Raw genomic sequence first — 14,501 nt, forward strand, 5'->3', positions numbered from 1 at the left:
AATAGACCAGCAAAAACCGGCTTAACTTTTTACAACCATAACAACAATTTACGGAGGTGGAAGTTTTTTTTAGTAAAAGGAAAAACTCCCTTGAATAAAAAAAGGCATTCCGGCAAATAAGCCGAAATGCTTTTTTAATTAATAATTTTCTGCTACTACACTGGCACAACGAGCACATAATGTTGGGTGTTCTTCTTTAGCACCAACATCTGTTGTTACTGTCCAGCATCTTTCACATGTTTCTCCATCTGCTTTTTCCACGAGAATTGCTGCATTCTCCAATTTCACAGCATTTTCTGGAGCTTCGTCATAGCTGCCAGCAACTTCAAAGCCTGAAACAATAAACAATTGCTTTAAGCTTTCTTGGATAGAGTCAAGTAATGTTTTACCGTCTTCATGTACATAAAGGGATACTTTAGCCGCAAGTGATTTACCAATCACCTTTTGGTTACGAGCCTCTTCCAATGCCTTCAGAACATCATCACGCAAGACCATAAACTTGCTCCATTTTTCTGTAAGTGCTGCACTGTTTTCATATTCCACATATTCAGGGAAATCTGTCAGCTGAACACTTTCTTCCTTAACAGAAGTAATATGCTCCCAAACCTCGTCAGCAGTATGCGGAAGGATTGGTGCCATCAATTTCACTAATGAAATTAAGCTTTCATACAACACTGTTTGAATAGATCTTCTTTCTTGATTATCAGCTGCTTCGATATAAAGGACATCTTTTGAGAAATCTAGATAGAAGGAGCTCAAATCAATTGTGCAGAAATTGTTGATATCAGAATAAATAGTAGAAAACTCATATTTATCATAGGATTCTGTCACTGTTTTAATCAGGTTATTCAATTTAACAAGCATATATTGGTCAACTTCGCGCAAGTCTTCATAAGAAACAGCATTCTCAGCTGGGTTGAAATCAGCAAGGTTTCCAAGAAGGAAACGGAAAGTGTTTCTGATCTTACGGTATCCTTCTGTTACTTGCTTCAGGATCGCATCAGATACACGCACGTCTGCTTGGAAATCAACAGAAGCTACCCATAAACGCAGGATGTCTGCACCAAGTGTATTCATTACTTTCGCTGGTACCATTACGTTACCAAGGGATTTACTCATTTTTCTGCCTTCACCATCAAGAACAAAACCGTGGCTAAGCACGCCTTTATATGGTGCTTTTCCTGTTACAGCAACTCCTGTGGACAAGGAAGAGTTAAACCAGCCGCGATATTGGTCAGAACCTTCTAGATACAGATCTGCTGGTCTTTGTAAATCATCTCTTTCTTCTAAAACAGACTGATGGGAAGAACCAGAATCAAACCATACATCCATGATATCTGTTTCTTTTGTAAAGTTTCCGTTCGGGCTTCCAGGATGTTCAAAACCTTCTGGTAAAAGGTCATTTGCACTTCTTTCAAACCAGATGTTTGAACCATGCTCCCTGAACAAATTAGAGATATGCTCGATTGTTGCATCTGTAATAATGCTGTCGCCGTTTTCCGCATAAAACACAGGAATTGGCACACCCCATGCACGCTGTCTGGAAATACACCAGTCTCCGCGGTCACGAACCATATTGTACAATCTTGTTTCACCCCATGCAGGAACCCATTTTGTTTCCTTAACAGCATCAAGTAAATCTTGTCTAAAATCTTTAATAGACGCAAACCATTGCGCTGTTGCACGGAAGATAACTGGTTTTTTCGTTCTCCAGTCATGTGGGTATGAGTGTGTAATAAATTTCAGCTTCAATAAAGCTCCCGCTTCTTGTAATGCTTCTGTAATCGGCTTGTTTGCTTTATCATAGAATAAACCTTCAAATCCTGGAGCCTCGTCTGTCATAATACCTTTGTCATCAACTGGACAAAGAACATCAAGGTTATACTTTTGACCAACAATAAAGTCGTCCTCACCATGACCAGGTGCAGTATGAACACAGCCTGTACCAGCATCTGTTGTTACATGCTCCCCAAGCATTACTAAAGATTCACGGTCGTATAATGGGTGAAGTGCTTTAATGTATTCTAATTCGGAACCTTGTACCTCTTGAATAACAGTTGCTTCTTCCCACTCTACTTCTGTTTTAACAGCTTCAAGCAAGTCTTTAGCTACTAAATATTTTTTGCCTTTTTCTTCAACAACAACATACGTTAAATCAGGGTGAACAGAGATACCTAAGTTAGCAGGAATTGTCCAAGGCGTTGTTGTCCAAATAACAATTTGAACATCTTCTGCAAGCACATCTTTGCCATCCTTTACTTTGAAGCCAACATAAATCGATGGAGATTGCTTGTCTTGATATTCAATTTCCGCCTCTGCTAAAGCAGATTCACTTGTTGGAGACCAGTATACCGGCTTTTTCCCTTTGTAAATATAGCCTTTTTTCGCCATTTCGCCGAATACTTTAATTTGCTGTGCTTCATAAGCTGGATTTAGTGTGATATACGGGTTTTCCCAATCAGCACGAACACCTAGACGTCTGAATTGTTCTCTTTGGCTGTCAATTTGACCAAGTGCATATTCTTCACAAAGCTTACGGAACTCAGCGATTGTCATTTCTTTACGTTTAACGCCTTTGTTTGTTAATGCTTGTTCAATCGGCAAACCATGCGTATCCCAGCCAGGAACATATGGAGCTTGGAACCCTGTCATAGACTTAAAGCGAACAATAAAGTCCTTAAGGATTTTGTTCAATGCATGCCCAATATGGATATCACCGTTCGCATATGGTGGTCCATCATGCAAAATAAACAGCGGACGGCCGCTTGTGCGTTCTTGAACTTTTTCATAAATATTCATTTCATTCCATTTTGATTGAATGTCAGGCTCACGATTTGGCAAGTTTCCTCTCATTGGAAATGCCGTTTTTGGCATGAGCAGTGTTTCTTTATATTCCATTGATAAATCCTCCAATAAATAATCTAAATTCATGCTGACGTTTAGGGAAGGTTAAAAAAACATAAAAAACCCCCTCATCCCAAAAAGGGACGAGAAGGTTTTAGACTCCCGCGGTACCACCCTTATAGATAGAAAAACTATCCACTTAAGCATTTTATAACGGCAATGAACCGCCTTTTCTTACTGAATTTCAGAAAAGGACTCAAGGGTGATATTCCAATTTCCGCTTATGCCAGGCTTCCACCATCCCCGGCTCGCTATTTATAAGCAAACAGCAATTGTACTGGTCCCTATCAACGTACACATGAATATTGTTTTGTGTAAAAATTATAGGCTATTAGCAGATGCTTAGTCAAGCTATCTAGAATTATTTCGTTGAGTTCAGCTCAGATGCATCCAACTCATATTCCAGCAGATGGTCCCAATCATCATTGTTCAGCAAATCAAGCTGTGCTTCAATCAGCATTTTAAAACGTGTACGGAACACTTTTGACTGCTTTTTAAGCTCTTCAATTTCAAGGGCAATCTTTCTTGCCTTAGAAAGTGATTCATTAATGATACGGTCTGCATTTTTTTCTGCTTCTTTAATGATCAGCTTCGCTTCTTTTTGTGCGTTTCGCTTTACTTCCTCAGCCGCTTCCTGTGCTACAACGATTGATTTGTTTAACGTTTCTTCTATATTATTGTAGTGGCCAATGCGGTCATCAAGCTCAATTAGTCTTGCATCTAGTTCTTTTTTCTCACGAATTATATTTTCATAGTCCTTGATTATTTGATCTAAAAACTCATTTACTTCATCTTCATCGTAGCCGCGGAACCCTTTGCTGAATTCCTTATTGTGAATATCCAACGGTGTTAATGGCATAATGCCACCTCCCAAACTTCAATTTCTTTATGTATTTTTTCGACAGCTTTTTCCTGTTTTCCTGCATTATTTTAAGGAAAACGCCAAAAAAACAGGAAGTAAGACAAATTATACTGTTTGGAAATATTGTAACATAGATAAAGTAAAAATAACTATCGAATTTTGGTATGATAACAAAATTTATCATGTTTGTTATATAGGACAAATTATTTTAATTTGCCGACCACAACACGCCATTTATCTTTTTTTGTTTTTCCTTCAAGCGATTTAATGACAGACCTGCCATGTCCTCTGACAGAGATAACATCGCCTTCCTCACAGCTAAAGGAAGCATTTTCAACAGCTGCCCAGTTTACTTTCACAAGACTTGATGCAATGTAGACTTGGGCCTTTTGTCTCGAAATATTATAAATGGCAGCAATCGTCGCATCTAGCCTTAAGGAGGCTAGTGTCGTGCTCATCTCCACCCATTCCTCTTCTAGGGCAATTACACTATCCTTATCGATTAGTTTCAATTCTACCTTTGCCTTTCCAATCGACTCAAGCTGAAGACGGATGTAATCTTCTACGTCCTTGCAGACAATAAGCTGAACATCCCCAGCTTTAATAAGGATATCGCCAAACTTACTTCGTGACAGACCTAATGACATAATGCTTCCGAGTACCTGTGGATGCTCAAGTCTTACGAATTTTTTCGCATATGCAATTTCGTATATCGAAAGCTGAAAATCGTCTTCTGTTGGTTCATAATAAGAGGGATACAATAAGGCTCTTTTCCGTTCAGATGCTTTCGTACCACCTGCAAAAGCAACCTTCACATCACTATTTTGTCCTATTATTGTGTTCACAATCTTTTGTTCACGAGGATCTAAAAAATCTGTCAATTTCGGTGCATAGGAATCTTCGACATATTGGCGCCAGTTTATGACTTGATCGATAAATTCCTTTTCCTCTGGCCGAAAATGCTGGTATATCGACATACATACGGCTCCTTTTATTTAATGTATATAAATGACTGCATGAAAAAAGGGCTTATGAAAGCCCTGATTTTTAAACCCAGCTGAAAATTTGAAAAACACCCATTCTGGCTAAATTTAATACAAAGATAGCCACAATTGGTGAGATATCAATCATTCCAATTGGCGGGATTATCTTTCTAAACTGCTCTAAATACGGTTCACAAATCCGCGCAAGGAACGTGCCAATCCATGTTTCTCTTGCATTCGGTATCCATGACATAAAAATGTAAATAATCAGCGCATAAGAGTAAAAAGTAATTAACTTAGAAACAATTGCCAGGATCAAATCCATCTAATTTTACCACCTCGCATTTTCAAATTCAGTTTCTTGAAGAAGCTGAGAGATATTGCCTGAAACTTCCACATTATCTGGTGTGCATAAGAAGATGTCCGTGCCAACCTTCTGGATATCTCCCCCTATAGCATAAACTGTCCCGCTTAAAAAATCGACTATACGCTTCCCTTGCTCCTTGTCGATTCTTTGCAGATTAACGACAACTGCACGTCTGTTTTTCAATTGGTCTGCAATATCCTGTGCTTCTGCATATACTCTTGGTTCAACCAAAAATACTTTCGAAGATTTTTGCACACTTTGCAGGCTGACAACATTTTGCTTTTGTTGTTGCTGTTGAGCAGGTTGCTGCTGCTGTTGTTGCTGTTGAAAATAGGACTGCGTTGGCTGCTGCTGTCTCTGGTTTCTCACTGGTTCTTGCTCCTGTTCGTACTCTTCTTCTTCATAATCTTCATCTTCTAAGAAAAAAAATGTTTTAATTTTTGATTTTATACTCAATTTTCTAACCTCCTATTTCTCACTGCCAACGAGCGCTGTGCCGATACGAATCATCGTTGCACCTTCTTCTATAGCAATCGAGTAGTCATTAGACATTCCCATGGAAAGCTCCTGGCATGGTGCATTGCTTAACGCAAGCTTCTGCACTTCTGTCTGAAGTTTTTTTAAGTTTCGGAAGCAATTTCGCAGTAATTCTTCCTCATCAGTAAATGGCGCCATTGTCATTAAGCCAACTATTTCAATATTAGGTAGTACTTCAAGGCTTTTGATAAAATCAATTGTGTCTTCAGCTGCTATGCCATGCTTTGATTCTTCTTGCGATACATTAACTTGAACAAAACACTTGATTTTCTTTTCAGCTCGCTTGTTTATTTCTTTTGCCAAAGACAAGCGGTCGAGTGAATGAATATAATCCACATGATTTATAATGCTTTTTACTTTGCGAGTTTGCAAGGAACCGATAAAGTGCCAAACTGGCTCGTCCATCAGCACCTCACGTTTTGCAAGCAGGCCTTCCTCCCGGTTTTCCCCAAGATTGGTAACACCTGCTTCCAAAGCTTCTTTTGCTCTTTCTATTGTAACATATTTTGTCACTGCGATTATGGTGATATCTTCAACGGATCGATCAGCTTTTTCACAAGCCAATTTCACCTTTTCCCTAATTCCCTCTAAATTATGCTTTACTTGCATCTTTCTTTAAACATCCTCTCTCCAGCCAATAAAACTCATCATTCTTCCTGTCTTCCCTTTATCTCGCCTATGGGAAAAGAAATAGGATTCCTGTTCGCTCGTGCAAAGACTTGTCACCTGGATCTTACTTTCCTGAATGCCTGCCTTAATTAACAGCTGTTTGTTGAGCTGTTGCAAACTCAATGAATATTGATTTGGTGAAACAAGCTTGTATGGCCTTTCATCACTTTCATCTAAAGCTTCGTCAACTTTATCAATAACACGGCTGTCTACTATGTATTGTTTATCTGTAATGGACGGACCGATGGCAACTTCGATTTCACCTGGATCAATTCCATGTGATTTAAACACCTTCACCATTTCTACCGCGATTCCTTGTACAGTACCTTGCCAACCTGCGTGGGCAATACCAATTGCTTTTGTTTTGCTATGAATGAAATATAGTGGCACACAGTCAGCATAGCAAAGCGTAAGCAAAATGCCCTCTTCCCGTGTAAACAAGCCATCTGTATCTGGCAACGCACTTTCATAGTTGCAAGCTCCTTTGCCAGCATCAATAGTTGATACTTCCCAAATGGAGTTTTTGTGGGTTTGTTCAGATCCTACCCAATTCGTTAAAGGAAAATCAAGCTTATTCGCAACAATTTGCCTGTTTGCTGTTACCTTCTCCTTTGAATCATTAACATGATAGGCCATATTTAAACCTTTATGATGACCTATGCTTGTGCCGCCATTTTTTGTTGTGAACCCTGCGGCCAATTGAGGGTGGTCTTTACACCATGATTGAATTGTAAAATATTCAGCGTCTTTTAATAGAAAAGGTTCCATTTTTTATAACCTCAGCTTTTTTTTATAGTTTACCATAGAGTTGTGCATTGGTCATAAAAAAACCAATAAAATTATCCCTATTCTTCTACATCAATTAGCTCTAATGATTTTGTGTATTTTACTAATATGACATCTTCACCAATTTTTAAGATATTGCTCCAAGGAATAACAATATCAGCCTCCCTGTTAAAGAATCCCAATACTTTTCCTGGTCCGCCAATAATGATTGAATCAATCTTGCCTGTCTGTAAATTTATATCGATATCTCCTATATTACCAAGCTTTTTTCCATCCGCTACATTGACGACGTCCTTCACTTGAAAGTCAGATATTTTCAGCATTGTTTCACTCCTATGACTTTATACGTTTTGTTTCCTTACAGCGTTACGCTGGTATGCAAGGAAAGCCTTACTAAAATATATGTTGTCCTGATGATAATTAGCATGGAAAAATCGCTATAAAAAAGAAAAACTGCCGAGAATTCGGCAGTTTTCTTTTTGGTAATATTAGCTTTGAATGTTTTTATTCATTTGTTTAATAGCAGCCTTTTCTAATCTTGACACTTGAGCTTGCGAGATACCTATTTCATCAGCAACTTCCATTTGCGTTTTTCCTTGAAAAAATCGCTTTCGCAATATAAGTTTTTCTCGATCATTCAATCTTCGCATACCTTCTTTGAGCGCAAGCTCCTCGACCCACTGGATATCCTTGTTTTTTTCGTCACTTAACTGGTCCATGACGTAAATTGGATCTCCACCATCGTTATATATCGGTTCAAAGAGTGAAACTGGATCTTGAATAGCATCCAATGCGAATACAATATCCTCATGTGGAATATCAAGCTCTTTTGCGATTTCCTCCGCTGTTGGCTCTTTTGATGTTTTACTCATCAATCGCTCCCTGACTTGCAATGCTTTATAAGCTATATCCCTTAAGGACCTGGAAACTCTTATCGGGTTATTATCGCGCAAGTATCGGCGAATTTCACCAATAATCATCGGGACAGCATAGGTGGAAAACTTTACGTTTTGACTTAAATCAAAATTATCAATAGATTTCATTAGACCGATACAACCAACTTGAAATAAGTCATCGACAAACTCACCTCTGTTATTAAACCGTTGGATGACACTCAAAACGAGGCGAAGATTACCATTTACGAGACTTTCTCTTGCGGAAATATCTCCCTTATGCATTTGCTTGAAGAGCTCTCTCATTTCTTCGTTTTTTAATACTGGAAGCTTAGATGTATCCACACCGCAAATTTCTACTTTATTTCGAGTCAATCTATTTCCCTCCTCACAGGAGCTGCTGTACAAAAAACAGTATCTCCTTGAGCAGGAAAAATATGCATAAGCTATTTCCATCCTAAACTAAATTTCAGGAAGCAAACACCGGCAAAAAACAATCACAACAATACTTTTCTACAATAATAATTTTTTAAAAATATTTTTGCGCAGCTTTGTATAAGCAAAAAAATATGCCAGCTAATTTCACTTTAAAAGAAGATAAATTTCTCCTGTTAAAATCTAAATTTAGCCGACATATTGTCTAATAAGGCATTAAACCATTTTATTAAATTCCTTTTGCAGTCTCTTAATAATTCTTTTTTCAAGTCTTGAGATATAAGACTGAGATATACCGAGCATATCAGCAACATCCTTTTGTGTCTTTTCCTCACCTGTTCCAAGACCAAAACGAAGCTCCATGATTTGTTTCTCTCTTTTAGATAGCTGATGCAACGCTCTGATAAGCAGCTTCTTATCAACACTCGCATCAAGATCCTTTGTTATTATATCTTCTTCTGTTCCCATCACGTCTGATAAAAGGAGCTCATTGCCGTCCCAGTCGATATTTAGCGGTTCGTCAAAGGATACCTCTGATCGTATCTTATTATTCCTTCTTAAATACATCAAGATTTCATTTTCAATACATCTAGATGCATATGTAGCAAGCTTAATTTTCTTCTCAGGATTAAATGTATTAACAGCTTTAATTAATCCGATTGTGCCAATGCTTATTAAGTCCTCAATATTAATTCCTGTGTTCTCAAATTTTCTCGCAATATAAACAACAAGCCGCAAATTACGTTCAATTAAAATAGATCTTGCTGCCTGATCGCCTTCTGGCAGCTTTTGCAGCAATTCTTCCTCTTCTTCCTTGCTTAATGGGGGAGGCAATGCTTCGCTTCCGCCAATATAAAAAACTTCATCTGTTTTCAAACCTAATTTCATTAAGAGCTTATACCAGTAGTAGGTTAAGCGAAGCTTTAATTTTTTCATAATTGTCCTCCTTCTAAATGATGTGTCAATAGAGTATAGTATATTAACTGACCATTCCACGTTTGACTTCATTGATTTTGTTGCCTGTCAGCATCTTCGGGTGAACAATGCATGAAAATGCGTCATCTGATGACAGCTGCTGTCTCGTAAATGAAATCAGCCCTTTTTCCACTAAGAAGCTTCCTTCTTTATTTTCAATGATAAGCTCTTCAGGCTTGATGGCAATCATGAGCTGGTGCTCCTTCCCCATAACTTTATATGGGATAATCCGCATTCTATATTGCCAATCATCATTAAGCTGTACCTTTCCATGAATAATGGAATCAGAATCATCAACAATTTCATTAAGCTCTTTCGGGATTTCTGTTGCTTTCATCGCATTAATGGAGACAAACATGACAGGTACACGCGAAATCGGATCGTATACTTGGTTACCACTGTCAACAAGCCCTTTTAATGAGAACTCCATGCCGGCAATTTGAAACTTCACTTGCACAATTTCATCATATTTAATTTTCGTAATTTCCATGCTTTCCACATTCTTTTTAGAAAAATGCCAGGCTGCAGGAAAACCAAGCAAAACAAACAGCCAACTGATAGGATCGCCAAAGCCTTTAACGCTAGCAAGTAGAACAGAAGTAGATAATTGAAAATCAAATTGAATAAAATAATGTGAGCCAATTAAGACTCCGCCAATAAGAAATGTGACAAAATAAAATGTCATTAATCCGCTGAGATAATAGCGAAGTCTTTTGTAACCAAAAACAGTCAAAACCATAACACAAGAGAACAATAGCTTAGAGATTGGATGACTTGTATAGATATGATATGGAGTGACAGCCAAGAGGATGATAATAGATCCAATCAGACCGCCGCACAGCACTCTCCACAGCTTTATATTTCGCTTTAGGATGATGGCTGTCAAATAGAGCAGCAAGCTGTCAAACAGGAAATTCAGCAGCCATATTACATCTAAATAAATGGCCAAACATGTAAGCCTCCTTCCTAAAGTTTTATGGCAAAATTTTAGCTTGCTCATCTAACTCTATTAATCTGTTACGAAAAAGTATAACCTACCACACAAGGAAAGTGTGTCACTTCCTGTAATCAAAAAAACAGAAATTTTCCCTATTATCAACAGATTTTGTCACTATTTCTTGCCTTATGCGATGAGTCGTTCTAGCAGTGAATTGTCAGTTTTTTTGGAGGAGAATTAGAAAGGTTTCAGAGGTACTTTTATTTCCCAGGCTATGAAATGCAAAAAAAAAAGCGGGAAATAACTCCCGCTCATTTTTATCTTCTACGATTTCGGTTACGCAAAAATGTTGGTATATCAAGTGTATCTTCACCTGTTTGAATATTATTATTGCGAACAGGCTCTTTCACATTATTGTTAGGAGACTCTTCACGCTTCACTTCACGTGAGCCTACAGGGTTGCTTGACGGCTTCATATTGTTTAAAGAAGGTCTTGCAGAAGAAACCGGCATTGTATCTTGATTGAAACCTGTCGCAATTACTGTAACGACAATTTCATCTTTTAAGTTTTCGTTAATAACAGAACCGAAGATCATGTTAACGTCTTGGTCAGATGCAGAAGCGACAATATCTGCTGCTTCCTGTACCTCGTAAAGACTTAGGTTAGATCCGCCAGTAATGTTCATCAGCACACCTTGTGCTCCATCAATGGATGTCTCAAGCAATGGAGAAGATATCGCCTTTTTCGCTGCTTCAGCAGCACGGTTTTCACCTGACGCTACGCCGATACCCATCAATGCAGAACCTTTGTTAACCATGATTGTTTTTACATCGGCAAAGTCAAGGTTGATTAATCCTGGTGTAGCGATAAGGTCAGAAATACCTTGGACACCTTGTCTTAATACGTTATCTGCTTCTCTGAATGCTTCAAGCATCGGAGTGCTCTTATCAACAATCTCAAGCAGACGGTCATTTGGAATAACAATCAATGTGTCTACAGCTTCTTTAAGAGCAGAGATTCCACTTGCTGCATGTGTAGAACGTTTGCGCCCTTCAAATGTGAACGGTCTTGTTACAACACCAACAGTCAATGCGCCAATATCTTTTGCAATTTGCGCAATAACAGGTGCTGCACCAGTTCCAGTTCCACCGCCCATACCTGCAGTAACAAATACCATATCCGCTCCTTTAAGAGCTTCTTCAATTTGTTCTTTACTTTCTTCTGCTGCTTTTTTACCCACATCTGGGTTAGCACCGGCACCTAAACCTCTAGTTAATTTGCCGCCGATTTGCATTTTTATTTCTGCTTTTGACAAGTTAAGTGCCTGAGCGTCTGTATTTACCGCAATAAACTCGACTCCTTGAACACCATGCTCAATCATTCGATTGACAGCGTTGTTTCCGCCGCCACCGACTCCAATTACCTTTATTACAGCTAATGAATCTATATTTGTATCAAATTCTAACATGACAAATCCTCCTAATTCGTCGATATTCAGCAGTATCGAACTGTCCGCGTCTCAATCTTGGTGATATGGAGTAAACATACCATTTTAATTGTTATAATGTTTTTAACTTAATCGAAAAAGTATCCCATAAATTTTTTAAGCTTTGATGGGCCTTTATCGACAGGCTGCTTTTCATATGATGCTTTTGGCGGAGCCTGTTTTGGCGCCCTTTTTTCCTTTGGTTCACCAACTGCAACCGGTTCTGCATGATGGATATTTCCACCTTGCAGCTTATTGTTCTTGTAGGAGAACTTAATTAAACCAACAGCAGTCGTGTATTGAGCTTCCCTAACACCAATATAATCAGGTATTGCAATACGGACCCGATTTTGGAAAACCTCTTGTGCAAGCTCTAGAATACCTTTTGTGCCAGCCACACCTCCGGAAAGGACATAACCGCCCGGAAGATCATATACTCCTAATCTTTCAAGCTCGTCCATCACTAAATCAAACATTTCTTCCAACCTTGCCTCAATGATGTCGGCAAGTTCCAATTGGTTGAACTGCTGGTGCTGGTCGCTCCCGATGATTGGGACACTGAAGACCTCTTCCTCTGATGCATGGTTGTAATAAGCATAGCCGTATTTAACCTTTATTTTCTCTGCATCTTCGGTTGTTGTGCGCAAACCAATGGAAAGATCCTTTGTAATATGATCTCCGCCAATTGGCAATACGCTTGTTTTTTTCAAGAAGCCATTTTCAAAAACGGCAATCGTCGTAGAACCGCCTCCAATATCAAGCAATGCCACTCCGAGATTTTTTTCATCTTTAGACAGCGCGAAGGAACCAGCGGCAAGAGGCTGTAATGTAATATCAACAATCTCCAAACCTGCTTTTTCCACACAGCGAAGCGTATTATGTAGTATCGTCTTGCTGCCTGTAATAATGATTCCTTCCATTTCTAGGCGAACGCCTATCATCCCGCGAGGATCTGTAATTTCATCTAGACCATCCACAATAAATTGCTTAGGAATAATGTCGATTATTTCCTTCTCTGGCGGAATGGAAACAACTTGCGCTGCATCCTTTACTCTCATTACATCTTCTATTGTGATTTCACGATTTTCACTTGAAACTGCCACTACTCCATGTGAAGGCTGCAAGCTTACATGATTTCCCGAAACGCCAACAATCACTTGTTTAATTTCTACACCAATCATTCTTTCCGCTTGTTCAATAGCTCTTCGTATGGAATGAACGGTTTCATCTATATCAACAATAGAACCCTTCCTCAACCCTTCAGAAGGTACGATGCCTACTCCAATAATGTTTAAGGACTCATTAATCATTTCGCCAATGATTACTTTCACGCTGGATGTACCGATGTCTAGACTTACATAAAATTCATTGCTGTTCATTCTCGGGCACCTCCCTTTTGCTTTTTAAAAATAAGTGAACAACAGCTATTCTCTTTTAAGCGAATGTTAAGCTTTAATGAATAAAATATCCCTATTAATATATTATTATTAAATAATTCGCCAAAACTAATATATTCCCTTTTTTATGAATGATTTTTTTCAGTTTTTTCTCTTTTATTTTCCCACTTTGTCAAGATGATTCTCCTAATGACTGCGATATTTTGAAACAGCCTTACACCGAAGGCAAATATGGCAGCTAAATATAAGTCTACACCAAGATGAACACCGAGAAAAGCTAAACTTGCTGCAAGGAGAATATTAAAGAAAAAACCTGATACGAATACCTTTTCATCGTATATATTTTGCAGGTGGGCCCTGATGCCACCAAACAAGGTATCAAGTGCTGCAAGCACAGCTATTGATAAATAATTGGCATATTCATCAGGTACCGTTATATCTGTCAGCAGGCCAAGTGAAATGCCGACAATAAGGCCAAATATAGGAAGCCACATTAAGAACCGCCTCCTTCTTCATTTCCAGCAGGCTTTATATACCGAATCCTTAAATTGTCCTCATATGCAGGAATCGTTATTTTTTGCTGTGGTTTTTTGACATCAAGCAATAAGTCTTCAATGAAGAAATCGTCTGCAGACCTAGAGACCTTCATGCGATTATAAAGCTGCTCGGCACTGTTTTTGTCTGCTGCTATCACTTTTATTGTCAATGGCAGTCCGTCAACTGGATAGCCATCCATCTTAATCTCCCCATTGATGTCCCTGATGACAGATGTATTTATATATCGATGCTCGGCAATGGAAATTTCCTTTGCCCCATATTGGTTCAGCTCGTTAATCAGCCTTTTAAGCAAATCTGCCGAGATGGAGCCCTGCTCTTCTCCCATAAGCAAATCCGGGCTGACGGACTGAACATTTATGATAATACCGTAACCGTTTTTTTCTGTCAGGCCTATTTCGTCCTTAAGCTCGTCGATTGTTTCTTGTAGAAGCTCTTCTTTTGTCTGTGAGCTGTCGTTTTTATACTCGTCCACTTTTTGGTTTGCTGTACGAATTTCACTCAACAGCTTAAGCTCCGTTTCCTTTTCTTTAAGAAGCGCTTGTTTCAGTTCCCAAGTATCCCTTGTGTCCCGAACCTTCGGCTTCTTAACTGTCTGAAATTGAACGGCAAGCATAAAACCAATAACTAGTGTAATTATTGTCATAGTGAAAAGTTTTTTATTCACGCCTTCACCATACTTCCATACAAAATAATCGGCATTTAAACCTTACT

At 38.7% G+C, this 14,501-nt stretch carries 15 protein-coding genes and 1 other annotated feature; all 15 genes read right to left on the reverse strand.

Annotated elements, in window-relative coordinates:
• Positions 1 to 138: 138 nt before the first annotated feature.
• Positions 139 to 2,898, reverse strand: a complete 2,760-nt coding sequence (gene ileS, locus NQZ71_RS15250) for an isoleucine--tRNA ligase (RefSeq protein ID WP_317010936.1) — start codon at positions 2,896 to 2,898, stop codon at positions 139 to 141.
• 82 nt (positions 2,899 to 2,980) lie between these two features.
• Positions 2,981 to 3,204: a binding site (T-box leader), on the reverse strand.
• A gap of 61 nt (positions 3,205 to 3,265) precedes the next feature.
• On the reverse strand, positions 3,266 to 3,763 hold the full coding sequence (locus NQZ71_RS15255; RefSeq protein WP_127734756.1) for a DivIVA domain-containing protein: 498 nt from the start codon (positions 3,761 to 3,763) through the stop codon (positions 3,266 to 3,268).
• 206 nt (positions 3,764 to 3,969) lie between these two features.
• The gene (locus NQZ71_RS15260; RefSeq protein WP_144452367.1) at positions 3,970 to 4,743 is read right to left on the reverse strand and encodes a YlmH family RNA-binding protein; all 774 of its coding nucleotides are present in this window, start codon (positions 4,741 to 4,743) and stop codon (positions 3,970 to 3,972) included.
• A gap of 70 nt (positions 4,744 to 4,813) precedes the next feature.
• Complete coding sequence (locus NQZ71_RS15265) at positions 4,814 to 5,074, reverse strand: YggT family protein (protein WP_275004891.1); 261 nt, start codon at positions 5,072 to 5,074, stop codon at positions 4,814 to 4,816.
• Positions 5,075 to 5,080: 6 nt separating this feature from the next.
• Positions 5,081 to 5,572 (reverse strand): cell division protein SepF, encoded by a 492-nt coding sequence (locus NQZ71_RS15270; RefSeq protein WP_275004888.1) that lies wholly within the window; start codon positions 5,570 to 5,572, stop codon positions 5,081 to 5,083.
• 12 nt (positions 5,573 to 5,584) lie between these two features.
• Entirely contained in the window at positions 5,585 to 6,262 is a 678-nt protein-coding gene (locus tag NQZ71_RS15275) for a YggS family pyridoxal phosphate-dependent enzyme (RefSeq protein WP_144452364.1), read from the reverse strand.
• Positions 6,263 to 6,268: 6 nt separating this feature from the next.
• Positions 6,269 to 7,090 carry a peptidoglycan editing factor PgeF gene (gene pgeF / locus NQZ71_RS15280; protein ID WP_275004886.1) on the reverse strand — a complete coding sequence of 274 codons (822 nt, stop codon included), beginning with the start codon at positions 7,088 to 7,090 and terminating at the stop codon, positions 6,269 to 6,271.
• 77 nt (positions 7,091 to 7,167) lie between these two features.
• Positions 7,168 to 7,431: a YlmC/YmxH family sporulation protein gene (locus NQZ71_RS15285; protein WP_144452362.1), complete on the reverse strand. Its 264-nt coding sequence runs from the start codon at positions 7,429 to 7,431 to the stop codon at positions 7,168 to 7,170.
• A 165-nt stretch (positions 7,432 to 7,596) separates the two neighbouring features.
• Entirely contained in the window at positions 7,597 to 8,376 is a 780-nt protein-coding gene (gene sigG, locus NQZ71_RS15290) for an RNA polymerase sporulation sigma factor SigG (RefSeq protein WP_127734777.1), read from the reverse strand.
• A gap of 276 nt (positions 8,377 to 8,652) precedes the next feature.
• On the reverse strand, positions 8,653 to 9,372 hold the full coding sequence (gene sigE / locus NQZ71_RS15295; protein WP_127734780.1) for an RNA polymerase sporulation sigma factor SigE: 720 nt from the start codon (positions 9,370 to 9,372) through the stop codon (positions 8,653 to 8,655).
• Between the two features lie 43 nt (positions 9,373 to 9,415).
• The gene (gene spoIIGA / locus NQZ71_RS15300) at positions 9,416 to 10,360 is read right to left on the reverse strand and encodes a sigma-E processing peptidase SpoIIGA (protein WP_144452361.1); all 945 of its coding nucleotides are present in this window, start codon (positions 10,358 to 10,360) and stop codon (positions 9,416 to 9,418) included.
• A gap of 305 nt (positions 10,361 to 10,665) precedes the next feature.
• On the reverse strand, positions 10,666 to 11,817 hold the full coding sequence (gene ftsZ / locus NQZ71_RS15305) for a cell division protein FtsZ (protein ID WP_144452360.1): 1,152 nt from the start codon (positions 11,815 to 11,817) through the stop codon (positions 10,666 to 10,668).
• A gap of 107 nt (positions 11,818 to 11,924) precedes the next feature.
• A complete protein-coding gene (gene ftsA, locus NQZ71_RS15310) occupies positions 11,925 to 13,214 on the reverse strand; it encodes a cell division protein FtsA (protein WP_260054233.1) in 1,290 nt (429 codons plus the stop codon).
• A 143-nt stretch (positions 13,215 to 13,357) separates the two neighbouring features.
• The gene (locus tag NQZ71_RS15315; protein WP_127736638.1) at positions 13,358 to 13,726 is read right to left on the reverse strand and encodes a small basic family protein; all 369 of its coding nucleotides are present in this window, start codon (positions 13,724 to 13,726) and stop codon (positions 13,358 to 13,360) included.
• Entirely contained in the window at positions 13,726 to 14,454 is a 729-nt protein-coding gene (locus NQZ71_RS15320; RefSeq protein WP_260054232.1) for a DUF881 domain-containing protein, read from the reverse strand. Before NQZ71_RS15320 ends, NQZ71_RS15315 begins: the two co-directional genes overlap by 1 nt.
• Positions 14,455 to 14,501 lie beyond the last annotated feature (47 nt).

The organism is Niallia taxi (genome assembly GCF_032818155.1).
In the GTDB taxonomy this organism is placed as follows: Bacteria; Bacillota; Bacilli; order Bacillales; family Cytobacillaceae; genus Niallia; species Niallia taxi_A.